Below are 15,028 nucleotides of genomic sequence, written 5' to 3'. Positions count from 1 at the left end.
CGAGCGCCTGCAGGACCGGCTGGACACCGTGTTCGGCCTTCTGGGAGTCGACGAACTCGACCTTCATCGCGACGGACGGTCCAACTCCGCCGCGAAGAAAGACGCCGCGGAGCGCAGGATCTGGTTCGCCCGCCGCAGCTCACGCACCTCCCGTTCCAACGCGGCGAGGCGTTCCGCATCGCTGCTGGTGGTGCCCGGCCGCTCACCGGCGTCGGTCTCGGCCTTCTTCACCCACGTGCGCAACGCCTCCGGATGAACCCCGAGCTGACCAGCGATCCGCCGGATCGCCCCGACCGCGGACGCCGGATCCCGACGGGCCTCGACCGCCAACCGTGTCGCACGCTCACGCAGCTCATCGTTGTACTTCTTCGGTGCGGGCATCGCTGGTGTTCCTCCCAGGTTTCGATGTCTCCATCAAACCCGGTGCGGAACAGTCGCCGTGCGCGTTATCGGGGCGGGCGAACAGACCGGCACCGTGGCCGTCGACGTGCTGGTGGCGTTCGCAGCGGCCGCCGCCGGTGGCGATGGTGCCGCGCCGGCCCTTGCGGTTGATGACACCGCACTGCACTGCACCGCCGGGTCGTGGACGTGGGCACAGGCCAGACGGCCGCGGGTCGATCATGCATGGCTGGCCCTTGGTCGTAGTCAAGTATCGAAGAAGCCATGCGCCAGTTCGGCGCAACAAGGGCGCTTCATCTCCGCTCGGACAGTCTCGAACCCGGGCCGGTTGGACTTCCACGCTTCAGCTGTCTTTGGTCCACCCGTGTCGCACGTTCGGCATACGCCCGACCTGTCGCAGGGTCGCTAGATCACGGATGATGATTTGGCGGTATCCCGTCTCAAGGACCCCGGCCTGCCGAAGCTCGCGCAGCGCTTTCTCCACGGTCGGCTCCGCTGCGCCACTCAACGTTGCCAGCTCCGTTTGAGTCAGCATCACGCCAAGGGTTCTGCCGGCCGGCACCGACTCTCCGTGTGCGGCGGATAGTTCTGCCAAAATCCTAGCCAATCGGACCTTCGCCGGGTAGGAGGCGAAGTCGACCCTTCGCTGGTTCGCCCAGCGGAACCGTGCCGCCGTGGTGCCCGCCAATGCAAGCGCCGCCTCGGGGTGATCCTGCAGAAAGGGATGCCAATCCCGCCGATGAATGACGTTGACCACCCCGTCGCCACAGCTGGTGACCGTGGCGGTGCGTGGCGTGCCACCTAGCGCCGAGATCTCACCGACGACATCGCCCGACACCCTGATTGCCAGAAGGGCTTGACGCCCATCTGCCATGTTGACGGTCACCTTCGTCAATGCATGGCAGAGCAGCACCATATGACTACCCTCGTCACCTTCGCGAAGGATGCGGTCTCCCGACTCCACCCTGACGGCTGTACCGATGGCGAGGAGCGCGCTGCGGACTGGCGGGGTCAGGCAGCTGAGTAGGGACCCCGGAGGCCACGGCGACAAGTCTTGTGGTCGGTTCTGGTCGTGTCGCATGTCAATACCCCGTTCGCCGGCGGACGTGGCGACGCTTGGCCCGGTTGCGGCTGCATCGGCACAGCAACCATTCTGGTCGATGCAGTCGGCCGGCAGAAGGTGTCCGAGCAGCGGCGTTCCAGTCACAGGAAGGCAGCAAGGACCAGCCATGACGTCGCCGAGGCGACTGCAACAAAGGTCCACGGAAGCGCCGACCGCACCCGACGATGCTTGCTGTACGCGATCTGCCCGAGCAGCGTTACGAGCTGCCATGCCTCGGTGCTCTCGTGGCCAGCGACTAGCGCGATGGGTAGCGATTCAGGATCTGGAAAGCCGAAACGGTTTGGCCCTCTTGGTCCGGTCACCACCGGCCGGAAGCCGAGTGCCAGCTGTCGGGCACCGGCGGCCAACGAGCAAATGAACACGACGCAGGTGAGGCCAAGGGCCAGGCCGAGCCCTGGCGTGCCTGCCAGCTCGGAGTGCCTAGGCAGGCTACTGGCGATGAGGCTTGCCAGCGCTCCGTACATACCGACGAGCCTTGCGATCTTGGTGTCGGCGTGCTGGATCGAGTCTTGATGCATACGAGCAGTGGCCAACGCTCGTTCCACGTCGGCAGTACGGGATGGCACCGAGGATTGAGGGATGCTCATGGCATCAGTGAAGCCAAGGCGTTTCCGCTACACCCCTTCGAAGTATGGCTTGACGCAAAGACGACGAGGAACTCATTCCCGAAACCCGTACTTTGATGGCATTCCCAAGGCCGTGCGTCGCTATAAGTGACATGGTCTCGCAGGCAAGGCGGGGCACGAGGAGGGCGAGATGGCACCGGCAGTGCAGTCGGACCGGCGGCTGATCATGTTCGTGGACATGGAGAGCTACAGCAGGAACGACGATATGGGACAGTTCCATGCCCAGAGCAACTTCCAAAAGATCATGCGAGAGGCTGCAGAGCTTTGTGGGCTGGACCGGAGTGGCTGGGTGATCCAGGCGAGCGGGGACGGTGAGTTTGCGATCTTCCCGCCTGGGACCTCGGAGCCGAGGATCGTTGCAGAACTCGTGCCAGCCATGGACCGGGTTCTGCGCGACCATAATCGGCAAGCCGCAGACCACGCTCGTATCCGGATGCGCGTCGCCTTGCATCAGGGGCTGGTAGTGCCGGCGGAGAACGGCTTCGCCGGCACGGCGGTCGTTACGGCCGCTCGGCTGGTCAACGCGGAGCCGGTGCGAGAGGCATTGGGCTCGTTCCCCAACGCTGGATTAGCGCTAATCGTGTCAGCCACCATCTACCGCGACGTCGTTTGCCAGTCCTACAGCGGTATCCGGCGAGACCGCTTCCGTCGGGTACGTGTTGAGGTGAAGTCCTTCGTGGACGAGGCGTGGGTGTTTGTGCCAGACGAGAATGTCAACTGCGGTCCCTTCGTGCTCGCCTCTAATGGTCCGGGCGGCGCTCGCCGTCGTGGTGGAAAGACACGGCAACCGACAGTAAGTCCGTCCGGCGGTAGCAGGTTCGACTTTGGCACCGTCACAAACAACGGGCCTACCGTGTACGGCGACTACGGCCGCGCCTACGGCTCACACGCGGTGTGGCGCGAGGACGAAGAGAGTGAACGGTGACTCCCCACCGTCCCCCCGCTGACGAGCCATCATCAGCCGACGCTGGGCCTGGCGCGGTAACGCCCGGGTCTGGGCCGGAGGTGGACGATTCGAAGCAACCGGCGACAGCAGGGGAATTCGGGCATGACCGGGGCGAGGCGGGCGTGGATCTGCGGGACACGAAGGCCCGTGAGGAGGACGAAGAGGAAGAGGACCAGTCGGAGCATCCAGCGGAGAGTGACGAGTCTGGCAACTCTGCCGCCTTCGTGCGGTCCAATCCGACGCTCAGAGCATGGATGCCAGGGCAGGGCAACCGCTTTCGGTTCGACGACGTCCGAAACGAAGGGCCGGCGGTCTATGGCGACTATGCGCGGGTCGTGGGCAGCATCATCAACATCGGCCAGGACGACCGCGCTCGGCTGAGTGCCGACCCTGTTCGCCGGATTAAGCTGAAGGTGGCTACGTTAGTCAAGCCTGCATGTTTCGGTGACCTGACACAACGCTTTGATCGAAGCCCGGTAGCTGGCCTCGCAGGTCCGGTTGGCACCGGGCGCTCGACGACTGCCTGCGCTGCACTCGCCGATCGCCACGGCCAGGAACACGTTCGGGAGATCATGCTCCGCGAGTCCAGCGATCCTCTGCAAATTCGAGATCACCCGGATCTGCTGCAGAAGGGGCACGGCTACATCATCCGACTCGGCGCCAACGCCACTGCCGGACTTATCCGAGCCTTGGAGCGAACTTTCGAGCAGCACGAAGCGAGTGCAGTCTTGGTCCGCGATCTAGACGTGCCAGACGGCGTGCTTCATCACGCGGAGGTGTTTCACAGGTGCAGTTTTGATTCGATGGCGGTGTTCCGTCGGCACCTCGTCTATAACCTCCATGGCCGATGTGTAGACGGCGATGAGTACTGCGACGGGCGTTGCGGGATCCGCTACGCTCGGAGGCTCTTGAGGAACGATCTCCTCCGACGCGGCGTGACGCTGCTGGCTCGGCCCCGAGAATGCGCACAGCAGGCGGAAATGCTCGCGGCCAGACTTCCGCAGAGCGATGAAGAACTGGCCGCGCTGCTTCCGTCCGGAGAAGTGCGGCGACGTGTTCGTGCACGCGCCATCCTGGAGACGCCTACCGTCGACAGCGACTATCAACACCGTCAACTGCAGCACCGCAGGGCCCTGCGGGTCACCTATGCAGTCTTTTCCGGCCATCCGATCGCCCACGTGACGGATGCGGCCGGGCTCTTGCTAGAGAAGCTCGATGGGCTCTTCGCCCATCCCGCCATCGGCCGGCCCGCGCTGGTACACAGCCTCCCCGGACTGCTCGGTGACGATCTTGCTGGCGACTGGGACGGCGAGGAGAAGGTAGCAGATCGGCTCCGACCTGACGTGGCGACCCGGATGGCGCAGGTCGAGCCGGATATGGTTCGGGCACTTTTGGACGTTGCCTGGAACGAATTCGACAACAGCCGGTCGGCGCTCATCGGTTGGTTAGACGCGCTGGCCACTCATCCCGCTGAGGACTTCAAGCACTGCGCAGCGGTCGCTGCTGCCGGATTCGCCTGTCACGACTTCGACCAAGTCTATAACAGTGTGATCGGCAACTGGGCCAGGGACCGGAAGCCGGCCCTTCGCCGAGCCGCTGCGGCTGCACTGGTGGCGGTGGCCAACCTTGCCGACTCAGGGGCCCCCGACAGATCAGCGAGCCACCGGATCAGCAGCCGTGTGGGCGGGGAGATTTCCTCACTCGCCTGGTCTGACGCCGCATTTGAGCGCGACACAGCCGCCAAGGCTTGGTCCATGGGCTTCCGGACCTCGTATCACAACCGATTACTGCACGACCTGACCCACGTTGCCCGAAGCGCCCACGGCTATCTCGGCCACGAGATCACGGGGGCGGTCACTCGGCTGGCCGGGGATCTCGGCCATGCTCCGATCTTGGCGCTACTCAAAAGATGGGCGCTAAGTGGGGATTCCGTCCTTGAGGTCGCGGCCAGTCGTGCGTTCAGTCGGTTGACAACGTCGGAACTTCCCTTTCCGGGTCAGTTTCCGTTGCTCTCGCTAGCTGGCACCTCACCTCAAGCCTTGGAAGATGTGGCGGCGCTTTGGCGCTTGGTTCTCTTAGATCCTGACCTTGCAGAGAACGGTTGGCGTCAACTGGGTCACTGGCTGCGATCCTTCCGGGCATACCCACCAACCGCCGAGGCCTTTCGCACCCTGCTCCGGAGGCTCGTCCTCGACCGGAGCGTGCAGCCACGGTTCACCTACTGGCTGTCGCGAGCCGGTGCCTTATCCCCTTCTGCTTCGGCTGCTTAAGCTCAGGAGTGCCCATGACCTCGCCCAACGCTATTGCCTTCACGAATGCCCTCGCCCGTTGGTGGCGAGGCCTGAAATCATGGCTTGGGCGACTGTGGTTCGCTGTGCGCCGCCTCTTGGCCGGTCCGCCACCGCCGATCCGGCAATCCGTTCCGGAGAGCGTCAGCCAGCGGCGTCGACTGTCCCAGCCCATTATCGTACCGGCACGCGGGTTCGTCTTCACGTTCGAGATCCATGTGCGGCTGACCTGGCACGCGGAAAAGCTGAGCGAGGAGCTGCTCGGTGCCTGGTCGTCGCAGTTTGCCGACCTAGCACGGAGGGATGTTGAGAGGCAGTCCGCTGAACTGGCACGACATTTCCACCCACAACAGGCCGGCGAGTTCGAGTACCGCCTCAACCGGGAACTGTCGCGAAGCTACCGCACGTATGAAAGACGGGGGGTCGTTCTCCGCTGCCGGCCCGAGGTTTCCGTCCGGCTCGACCCGGAGGTACGCGAACAGCTCCGAGCGATCCACCTTCAACGTATCCAGGAGGAAGGCGAGCACGAGTTACTCCTGCGACGAGCCCAGCGGACCGACCAACTGACCCAACGTTGGATCGCGGTGATAGACCGGCTGCGCCGCAGCCCGCTCGCCCATGCCGCAGCTCATCTGACCGACGAGCATCTGGCCAGCGTCATCGAGCAGTACGTAACCGCCGAGGAGAGGGCGAACATCGACCTTCTTGCTACCCGCCTAGAAGAGGTACTCCGACGTAGCGGACGGGTCGGGCAGCCCCTGGAGGCGCACGAGGCTGACGAGGTCATCAGGCTGCTTAACGACGTCTTGGCCGACGTGCCCGACCTGCTGTCGGCCACGTACCGCCCGACCCCAAACGGCGCCAAGGCACAGTGACCTCTGCCATCTGGGTAGTCAAGTAGCATTGAGCCTTTTCCAACCTGATCTTGCAGGTCAGGGGCGGTGCGCGCAGCCCGGTGATCGATGAGGGCGAGGATCCAGGTAAGACAGCAAATCGACCAAAACCCGATGCCCCAACACGGGAGCCTCGCCTGTGCTGTCTTACCCGTCCACGATCTCGTTGTCCAGCCGGACCCTGAACCACCTCGCTGACCGTATCCGCAGCCACCGCAACCAGCGTCGATCCAGGTTGCGGCGCCTCGACGCGGGACGGCAGGCACTGCTCGCCCTGGCTCACCTGCGCAACGGTGACACCTACACCCGACTGGCCGCCGGGTTCGAGGTCGGCGTGAGCACCGCATGGCGGTACGTGCAGGAAGCTGTAGCCCTGCTCGCGACGGCCGCCGACGACCTGGCCACCGCCATGGACCGGATCCGCCGACTGGCGTACGCGATCCTGGACGGCACCCTGATTCCGATCGACCGGGTCGCCGAGCAGAAACCGTACTACTCCGGGAAACACAAGCGGCACGGCGTGAACGTGCAGGTCATCGCCGACGCGGCTGGCCGCCTCGTCTGGGCTTCGCCGGCGCTGCCCGGCTCGGTCCATGACCTGACCGCAGCCCGGACCCACGGCATCATCGAGGCGCTGACCAGGGCAGACGTGATGACCTTCGCCGATAAGGGCTATCAAGGTACCCGTGGCAGCGTGCGCACTCCGTTCAAGCGGCGCCGCTTCCGGCCGAAGCTGTCACGCCGGCAGAAGGCCGTGAACCGCGCCCACGCGAAGATCCGCGCCCGCGGTGAACGGGCGATCGCCACTCTCAAGACCTGGAAAATCCTGGCCAAGCTGCTCTGCTGCCCATGGCGGGCGACCACCATCGTGCAGACCATCCTCGTTCTGCACCACGTCGAAGCCAACCGCTACGCAGGACAAAAATGCTCAGATGGTGACCCGCCCGCCAGCCATCGGATCATCACCTACAGGTCGGGGCCTGGCGACCCAGAACCACTTACATAAACGAGGCCGCCTTGGCCCACCAAATCGGCAGCTGAAACAACTGAACGTCCTGTAACGACCGTCGATCGAGCCATGTCGTACCGAGTGAACGGCACCTAGAGTGGTGCGGTGCTGACTCTCGGCGTCGACCTCGCAGCGGCAGACAAGCGTACGGCGATGGCCACTATCGAATGGCTGTCGGACAGCGCGGTGGTGCGGGAGCTGGTCCTCGACGTCAGCGATGTCCGGATCGTGAAGGCAGGCCAAGACGTGGACAAGATCGGGTTGGACTGTCCGCTCGGCTGGCCGGAACCCTTCGTCGCGCTCGTCACTGCCCACCAGTCCGGCCACGTCACCGACGGCGACGGCGCTCTGTGGCGGCGGCGCTTGGCCTACCGGCTGACGGACGAGGTGGTCCGCGAGGAAACCGGCATCATCCCACTCAGTGTGGCTGCGGATCGCATCGCTCATGCCGCCTTTCGCTGCGCCGGAATGTTGGCGATGTTCGCCGCCGCCGGACAGGACATTGACCGTTGCGGCGGCGGCAGGATCGTCGAGGTGTACCCGGCCGCGGCCCTGTGCCGCTGGGGGTTGACGTACCGCGGTTACAAGGGCCGGGGTCAGAACGACCAGCATGCCGATCTTGTGACCGCACTCTGCGGGGCCGCGCCCTGGCTGGAGTTGGGTGCTTTCGAGGCACTGTGCCGCCACAGCCACGACGCGTTCGACTCGGTGATCGCGGCCTTGAACGCGCGTGCCGCGGCGATCGGCATGGCAACCCAGCCGGACGACGAGCAGCGAATGACCGCACGTACCGAGGGCTGGATTGCTCTGCCCACCGGTCCGCTCAGCGGCCTCGTCGATGTTGCGGAAGCATGAGCGGAAGGCATTCATGGCCTCAGGACTGAGCTGGCTGGACAGTTCTCGCGACGACCAGCAACGCATTCGTGAGCTGCTCAAGCTCTTCAGCGACACGGAGAGCCGGGACGAGCTGGGCATCGGCCAGGTTCGCGACGCGATCAGCGACCTGCTGTTCCCCGGCACCTCGGTTCTTCAGACCCGGGCGCGGTACCTGCTGATAGTGCCCTGGTGTTATCAGGAGGCGCAGCGGCGTGGGCTGCGTGGTGACCGCCTCGCCGCGCAGGTTGACCGCAACGAGCGGAAGGTGATCGTCGCTCTGTTGCGCGGGCACGAAACCGAGGGTGTGATCGGCCGGCGTGCCGGCGTCGGTGTGCGCACCCTGCCATCGAGCATCTACGCCGCGGCGCTGCTGCGGTACGGCATCCGCGCTGGTGACGATGACGCCGCACCGGACCGGCGGCTGGCCTCCGGCCTAGCCGCGGAAGCCGATGAACTGACCGAGCGGTCGAGCGGCACCTGGCACCCGACCCTGCCTGGGGCACCGGCGAACTTCCCGAAGGAGGTCGAGGGTGGGCTGATGTTGCGCCCGGACGAGGCCCGCTGGCTGCGCGAGAGGCTCCTCGCCGCAGCACCGGGCACGCTGTTGGCGTACCTGCTCGAACCCGAGCATCGCCCGGGTTGGGACAGCGAGGCTCCGTGGGATGAGCCGGTGACGCTGGCCGCGCCGGAGCCGATCGGCTCCCTGGTGCGTGATGCGCAGCGGTTCTCGCTGGCGATGCACGGGGCGGCGCTGCTGTACAACCTGCTCGTCGCCGAGCGGTACGAGAAGGCGGGCCTGACCGAGCACGAGGAGCCGGCGGCCTTGTACCGCGACAAGCTGTTGGGGTGGAGCGATCGGGTGTCGGCGGAGCACGGCCTCAAGGGCTGGGACCGGTCGGGGATGTGGAGCCGGCTCATCGAGCAGAATCCGCGGATCAGCACAAACGTCAAGGCGCGCCTATTCGTCGAGCGGTGGCTCGACGCGGTGGCCAGCGGTGCCGCCAGCGACGCCGCCACCGACCCGACCCTGCGGAACCTCGTCGGCGAGCGGGAACGGTCGGTGAAGAAGGGCCAGTCGCGGCTGGTCAACGACAAGCTGTTGCGCAGGTGGAGTGGCGCGTCGGGCAGTCGCCGCCTGGTGTTCCGCTGGCCGCAGGTTCGCCGGATCCTCACCGACATCCACGACGGCTGCGCCGCCGACCTGCTGGAGGCTGCCGGTGCTCGCGCCTGACTCCCGCGCGCTGCTGCTCGACGCTCTGCGCCCACCACCGGGCGCGCGGCTGTCCCGGGCCGTGGCCATGACGTTCACCCTGGATCTGGAGAGTCTGCTGGTCGCCCCGCTGGCGTTCGCCGCGCATGGCCTACGCGAGTCGACGGACCCAATCGCGGTGATGGAGGGCGTACGGCACTGCGCCGACCGCATAGACGTGTTCTGCCAGGCGGGGCAGATCGCGGTGCCGCCGACACAGTCGGCGCTGTTGGCGTTCGTCGAGCCCATGGTGCACCAGGTATGCCGGCCCAAGCCCGGCCACCTGTTCCACCCGAAGGTGTGGGCGCTGCGCTTCCACGACGAGACGACCGGGGAGACGTCACTGCGGCTGCTGGTACTCAGCCGGAACCTGACCAAGGACCGCAGCTGGGACGTGTGCCTTCGCCTGGACGGCGTGATCGGCACACGGCCGAAGGCGGACAACCGGCCTCTGTTCGATCTCCTGCGGCATGCGGTGCGGCTGGCGGTGGCGCCGCTACCAACGGACCGGCAGGCGGCCATCGAGGCTCTGGGCGAGGACCTGCGTCGAGCCGAGTGGGACCGCCCCGAAGGCGCGCGGGAGATGTTCTTTCACGCGCTGGGCGTGCCCGGCGCTCGCCCACCGGACTTCGAAGGGCTACGTCACCTCGTCATCTCGCCGTTCTGTACTCCGGGTGGCCTGGACCGGTGCGCACCGAGCGGACAGTTGGCGCTGGTGAGCCGCCAGGAGACGCTCGACTGTCTGCCACAGGAGGTCCTGGCGGAATCCGGAACGTTCGTGGTCAGCGCGCTGGCCGGCCTGCCCGCCGAGGAGGCGCCGTCCGGCCAGGAGGTGCTTCACGGGCTGCACGCGAAGGTGTACGTGGTGGAGAAGGGCCACCAGGCGCGGGTCCTGCTCGGCTCCGCGAATGCCACCGATGCGGCGTTCAGCGGGAACGTCGAACTGCTGGTGGAGCTGGTCGGTAGCCGCAGCCAGTGGGGCATCAACGCCCTCCTCGGTCCCGGGGCGGGTTTCCGGGAGATCCTCGAGCCATACGAGCGCCAGGACGCCACCGAGCCGGAGCCGGAAGCGGGCATCCTGCGTGATCTGGTCCGCGACATCGCCGCCATTCCGCTGTCGGCCGCCGTCACGCCCGAGGCTGACGGCTACGGCGTCCGGCTGACCTCGGAGGACGCCCTGCCGGACGTGACGGGCGTACGGATCACCGCGCAGTTGCACACGCGCCGCGGTGAGGCGGTGCTGCTGGTTCCGGGACAGCCGTTGGACGCGGCGTTCACCGGGCTCGCGCTGGCCGACATAACCCCGTTCGTCGTCGTCATCGCCGAGGACGGCACTGGCCGGGAGCAGACCGTCGTCCTCGCCACCCTGATCGGCGACCCCGCCCATCGGCTTGACCACGTCATCGCTCAGCAGATCGACACTCCGGAGAAGTTCCTGCAGTTCCTGCTGCTGATGCTCGGCCTCGGCACCGAGGCTGCCGCCGCCGCGAGCGGCGACGCCGGCGGACAGGGCGTATGGCGCACCGGCGGCACCGGAATTCTCGAGTTGCTGCTCAACGCTCTCGTGGACCGGCCGGATCAGCTCGACGACCTGGCCCGGTTGGTCACCCGCATCGATGCCAGCGGTGACAGCAAGCAGCTGCTGCCGCCCGGCTTCCCCGAGCTGTGGCGGGTCATCACAGCGGCACGCGAGACGATGACAGAGGCGGTGCGCGCGTGAAGGGGTATGACGCCGGCCCGGTCATGGCCGGCTTGAAGGATTTCCAACGCGCCACCGTCGCGCACGTCATCGACCAGTTCTTCGGCACCGATCCGACCCGACGGTTCCTGGTCGCCGACGAGACCGGGCTCGGCAAGAGCGTCGTCGCCCGAGGCGTCATCGCCCAGACTCTGCAGCGGTTGCAGGACGACGACAGCGTCGACCGAGTGGATGTCATCTACGTCTGCTCCAACCAGGACGTCGCCCGGCAGAACATCGCCCGGCTACGGGTCACCCCAGACGAGACGGTCACCCTGTCCAGCCGGCTCACCCTGCTCGCCAAGCACGCTCACCAGCTGAACGCCGCGACCGCCACCTCCGGCAAGCCGATCAACCTGGTGGCGTTCACCCCGGGCACCTCCTTCGACCAGGGCTGGCGGACCGGTACGGCCGAGGAGCGCGCACTGTTGTTCCTGATCCTCGAGCAGGCAAGCTCGTGGGACGGTTGGCGGACCCGAGCCGCGCTGCGGGCGCTGCAGGCGGGCGTCGCAACGCCGGACCGGTTCGAGGAGCAGTGCAACCGACTGTGGGGGCAGCTCGAGGGGAAACTCGACCCCACAATCACGGACGAGTTTCTGAGCCGTGCCCGTGAGCGGGGGCTGCTCGACGAGTTCGACACTCTACTCGACGGCATCGGTCGGCGCGCCGCCCTGCCCGACGCCCTGCGAGAGATGGCCCGCAAGGTTACCGGCGATCTTCGTACGGCGCTGGCCACCGCCGGGGTCGAGGTTCTCGAACCCGACCTGATCATCCTCGACGAGTTCCAGCGGTTCCGGGAGTTGCTCGATCCGAACGGCGGCGAGGGCGCCGAACTCGCCCGGCATCTGTTCGACTACCGGGCCGCCCGGGTGCTGCTGCTGTCGGCCACCCCGTACAAGCCGTTCACCTTCGCCGAGGAGGCTGCCGCTGGCGAGGACCACTACAGCGACTTCCGGCAGGTGTTGCGTTTCCTCAGCGACGACGAGTCCTGGCACGCAGACGTGACGAAGGCGTTCGAGGCGTACCGGGACGCGCTGGTGCGCGGCGAGCCCTGTGGTGACCTGCGCGACTGGCTGCGCGGCCTGCTGCTGCGGGTCATGTGCCGGACGGAACGGCCTGCGCTGGTCCAGGACGGGATGCTGCGTGAGCACGTCAGCGTGGCCGATGATCTCGACGCCCGCGACGTCCGCAGCTACGTGGCGATGCGAAAGATCGCCGACGCCGTCGGTGCCCCGATGACCGTCGAGTACTGGAAGTCCGCCCCGTACTTCCTGAACTTCCTCGACGGCTACCAGCTCGGTGACAAGGTTCAGCGGGCTCTCGCAGGCCAGCCCGCACCCTGACGTGCCTGCGCTGCTGGCCTCCGCGCAGCTGCTTGACGCCGACGCGATCAGCCGACGAGAGCCGGTCGATCTCGGCAACGGCCGGCTGCGGCAGCTCGCCGCGGACACCGTTGACCGGAGCTGGTGGCGGCTGCTGTGGCTGCCCCCATCATTGCCGTACCACGAGCTCGGCGAGCCGTTCGCCGCCGCGGCGCGTGAGGGCATCACCAAGCGGCTGTTGTTCTCGTCGTGGAACGCCACCCCCACAGCGGTGGCGGGGCTGCTCAGCTACGAGGCCGAACGCCGGCTGGGTCGCGCCGGGGAGGGGCACCGTCATCTCGACTACCGCGTGGAGCACGGCCGGCCGGCGGCGATGAGCGTCCTGGCTCTGTTCTGGCCGCATCCGGGCCTTGCCGCGCTGTGCGACCCGCTGGCCCTAGCCCGGCAGCGCCCGGACGAGACCGCGCCGCTCGACGCGTTCGAGCGCGAGGTGCGGCAACGGCTGCGCGCTTGCGCGTCTGGCGATGCGGCGGCCACCGAAGCCAGCCCCGCCGAGCCGTGGGAGCTGATCTTCCGGTGGCCCGGCGCCGATCCCGGCCATGGCGACGCCGCCGCGGCCCTGGGAACGTCCTCCGACGAGGAGGGAGCGGCCACCGGCCTGGACCGGCACGTGGCGCGAGCCCGCGAGCTGACGAGCCAGGCCTGCTACCCGACAGCAGAACACCTCGACGGCCTGCTGGACAGTGTCGCGGCGATCGGCCTGCACGGGCCCGGCAACATCGCCTGGCGGGCGCTGTCCCGGCTGATCCACCCCGACAGCGCGGTCACGCCCGCCGGGCACTGGCGCGCCGCAGCGCTGCTCGCCAACGGGCTGCGTTCCCTGTTCAACCGGCCGGAATGCGCGCAGCTGCTCGAGAGCCTGTCGAAGGGCCGGGTCTACTGGCAGGCGGTGCTGCGTTACTGCGCGGCCGGTGGTCTGCAGGCCGTCCTCGACGAGCACCTGCACACGCTACGCAGCGGAGCTTCCGACACCCGGTTGGACGACGACGAGCTGTGCAGACTCGCCGAAGAGGCGCGGCAGGCGATCGCCAGCCGACCTTCGACGTACGAAGCCTTCGACCCGCACCACCCTGACGAGCGGATCAAGCTGCCGGGTCGGTTCGCGCTGCGTTACGGCGGCCGCGGCGAGGAACAATCCCAGGTCAACCGCAAGGAAGTTGTGCGCCGGGCCTTCAACAGCCCGTTCTGGCCGTTCGTCGTCGCCACCACCAGCGCCGGCCAGGAAGGCATCGACTTCCACCAGTGGTGCTCGGCCGTCGTGCACTGGAACACCCCCGCCAACCCCGTCGACTTCGAACAGCGCGAGGGCCGGGTACACCGGTTCGGCGGGCACGCCGTCCGCCGCAACGTCGCCGCCGCACACCGCGCTGAGGCGCTCCGCTCCCCAGAGCCGGACGTGTGGAAGGCCCTGTACGACGCGGCACGCGCGGTCTCCGGAGAGCTGGGCGACTTCGCGCCGTACTGGGTGTTCCCCGGGCCGGCGAAGATCGAGCGGCACATTCTGCCGTACCCACTCAGCCGCGACCAGGCCAAGCTCGACCGGCTCAAGTCGGACCTGGTGATGTACCGACTGGCGTTCGGCCAACCCAGGCAGGAGGACCTGCTGAACCTGCTACGACGACGGGAAACCGGCACAGCGGGCGTACCCGAGATCCTGGATCTGCGACCGGCTGCTGAGGGGAACAAGAATGATGGAGCAGGCCGCCTGGCAGCTCATCCTCACTGCAGCCCGGCAGCTGGCGAAACACAAGCTGAACTTCAGCCGAGCGGAGCTGATCGACGAGGTCCAACGGCTCGACCCGACGCGGCGCCCACAGTCGCTCGGCCCGGTCATCCAGGGAATGACCCGGGATAGCACCGGCGGCCCGACCAGCCCGTGCGAGACCCCACTCATCCGGGTCGGGCACGGCCGGTACACGCTCGGCGACAGCAGTCGATCGACCCCCTCCCCTACAGCTCAGCCAGCGATCCCGGCCCAGCGCCCGAGCGGGCACTCAAGGCCGGCCGAGCCTGACAAGCTCCGCGCCGACATCGCGCTGATCGGCTGCGTCAAGACGAAACTTGACCACCCTGTGCCAGCGCGCGACCTGTACGTCTCGCCGCTGTTCGTCCGTCGCCGGGCCTACGTCGAACGGCACGCCCGCCGCTACATCCTGAGCGCCGAGCACGGCCTGGTGCTGCCCGAGACGGTGCTCGCACCGTACGACACCGCCCTCGCCGAGCAGAGCAAGGACTACCGGCGGGCCTGGGGCCAATGGGTAGTGGCCAAGCTGATACGCGTAGAGGGCCATGTGCACGACCGCGTGATCGAAATCCACGCCGGCGACGAGTACGCCCAAGCAATCGCTCCACTGCTCACCCAGACCGGAGCGACGGTACGCCGACCGCTGGCCGGGCTACCGCGAGCAGTGAAGTGACCCCCTGAGGCCGGACAACTTGGTATCTGTCGGCAAGTCCCGGTGGATCTTCTCGTAGGTTCAAACCGTGATCCGCCCAGTC

Annotated in this window: 12 protein-coding genes and 1 pseudogene; 10 read left to right on the top strand and 3 right to left on the bottom strand. The window is 67.1% G+C overall.

Annotation, left to right across the window (positions count from 1 at the left end; translation table 11 throughout):
* Window positions 1–63: 63 nt before the first annotated feature.
* The 3 genes from ACZ6O2_RS23380 to ACZ6O2_RS23370 form a co-directional block, all read right to left on the bottom strand.
* Window positions 64–381 carry a transposase gene (locus tag ACZ6O2_RS23380; protein WP_466024276.1) on the bottom strand — a complete coding sequence of 106 codons (318 nt, stop codon included), beginning with the start codon at window positions 379–381 and terminating at the stop codon, window positions 64–66.
* A gap of 361 nt (window positions 382–742) precedes the next feature.
* Entirely contained in the window at window positions 743–1,363 is a 621-nt protein-coding gene (locus ACZ6O2_RS23375) for a Crp/Fnr family transcriptional regulator (protein WP_466024275.1), read from the bottom strand.
* Window positions 1,364–1,602: 239 nt separating this feature from the next.
* Window positions 1,603–2,109, bottom strand: a complete 507-nt coding sequence (locus ACZ6O2_RS23370) for a Pycsar system effector family protein (RefSeq protein ID WP_466024274.1) — start codon at window positions 2,107–2,109, stop codon at window positions 1,603–1,605.
* 169 nt (window positions 2,110–2,278) lie between these two features.
* Between ACZ6O2_RS23370 and ACZ6O2_RS23365 the strand changes: the two genes are divergently transcribed.
* From ACZ6O2_RS23365 to ACZ6O2_RS23320, 10 genes and pseudogenes are all read left to right on the top strand, one after another.
* Entirely contained in the window at window positions 2,279–3,073 is a 795-nt protein-coding gene (locus ACZ6O2_RS23365) for a hypothetical protein (protein WP_466024273.1), read from the top strand.
* A gap of 143 nt (window positions 3,074–3,216) precedes the next feature.
* A complete protein-coding gene (locus tag ACZ6O2_RS23360; protein WP_466024272.1) occupies window positions 3,217–5,364 on the top strand; it encodes a hypothetical protein in 2,148 nt (715 codons plus the stop codon).
* Between the two features lie 14 nt (window positions 5,365–5,378).
* On the top strand, window positions 5,379–6,257 hold the full coding sequence (locus tag ACZ6O2_RS23355; RefSeq protein WP_466024271.1) for a hypothetical protein: 879 nt from the start codon (window positions 5,379–5,381) through the stop codon (window positions 6,255–6,257).
* A gap of 157 nt (window positions 6,258–6,414) precedes the next feature.
* A pseudogene (locus ACZ6O2_RS23350) lies at window positions 6,415–7,194 on the top strand (transposase family protein); the annotation flags it as partial.
* A gap of 195 nt (window positions 7,195–7,389) precedes the next feature.
* Window positions 7,390–8,139: a DUF429 domain-containing protein gene (locus tag ACZ6O2_RS23345; RefSeq protein WP_466024270.1), complete on the top strand. Its 750-nt coding sequence runs from the start codon at window positions 7,390–7,392 to the stop codon at window positions 8,137–8,139.
* 13 nt (window positions 8,140–8,152) lie between these two features.
* Window positions 8,153–9,391, top strand: coding sequence for a DUF6361 family protein (locus ACZ6O2_RS23340; RefSeq protein WP_466024269.1), 1,239 nt, complete (start codon window positions 8,153–8,155; stop codon window positions 9,389–9,391).
* 247 nt (window positions 9,392–9,638) lie between these two features.
* Entirely contained in the window at window positions 9,639–11,129 is a 1,491-nt protein-coding gene (locus tag ACZ6O2_RS23335) for a phospholipase D family protein (RefSeq protein ID WP_466024268.1), read from the top strand.
* The gene (locus ACZ6O2_RS23330) at window positions 11,126–12,490 is read left to right on the top strand and encodes a hypothetical protein (RefSeq protein WP_466024267.1); all 1,365 of its coding nucleotides are present in this window, start codon (window positions 11,126–11,128) and stop codon (window positions 12,488–12,490) included. The genes ACZ6O2_RS23335 and ACZ6O2_RS23330 overlap by 4 nt, the downstream gene beginning before the upstream one ends.
* Window positions 12,447–14,384, top strand: a complete 1,938-nt coding sequence (locus ACZ6O2_RS23325; protein WP_466024266.1) for a helicase C-terminal domain-containing protein — start codon at window positions 12,447–12,449, stop codon at window positions 14,382–14,384. Before ACZ6O2_RS23330 ends, ACZ6O2_RS23325 begins: the two co-directional genes overlap by 44 nt.
* The gene (locus ACZ6O2_RS23320) at window positions 14,266–14,946 is read left to right on the top strand and encodes a DUF6884 domain-containing protein (RefSeq protein ID WP_466024277.1); all 681 of its coding nucleotides are present in this window, start codon (window positions 14,266–14,268) and stop codon (window positions 14,944–14,946) included. Before ACZ6O2_RS23325 ends, ACZ6O2_RS23320 begins: the two co-directional genes overlap by 119 nt.
* The last annotated feature ends 82 nt before the right edge of the window (window positions 14,947–15,028 follow it).

This window comes from Micromonospora sp. NPDC048040, from assembly GCF_055587185.1.
Note: the sequence above shows the minus strand (reverse complement) of the source record. Positions and strands in the feature narration are given on the sequence as shown.

Excerpts from the sequence above, each read along its gene's own strand:
- ACZ6O2_RS23380 (WP_466024276.1), bottom strand. The coding sequence starts at position 381 with ATGCCCGCACCGAAGAAGTACAACGATGAGCTGCGTGAGCGTGCGACA.
- ACZ6O2_RS23365 (WP_466024273.1), top strand. The coding sequence starts at position 2,279 with ATGGCACCGGCAGTGCAGTCGGACCGGCGGCTGATCATGTTCGTGGAC.
- ACZ6O2_RS23370 (WP_466024274.1), bottom strand. The coding sequence starts at position 2,109 with ATGAGCATCCCTCAATCCTCGGTGCCATCCCGTACTGCCGACGTGGAA.
- ACZ6O2_RS23355 (WP_466024271.1), top strand. The coding sequence starts at position 5,379 with ATGACCTCGCCCAACGCTATTGCCTTCACGAATGCCCTCGCCCGTTGG.
- ACZ6O2_RS23340 (WP_466024269.1), top strand. The coding sequence starts at position 8,153 with ATGGCCTCAGGACTGAGCTGGCTGGACAGTTCTCGCGACGACCAGCAA.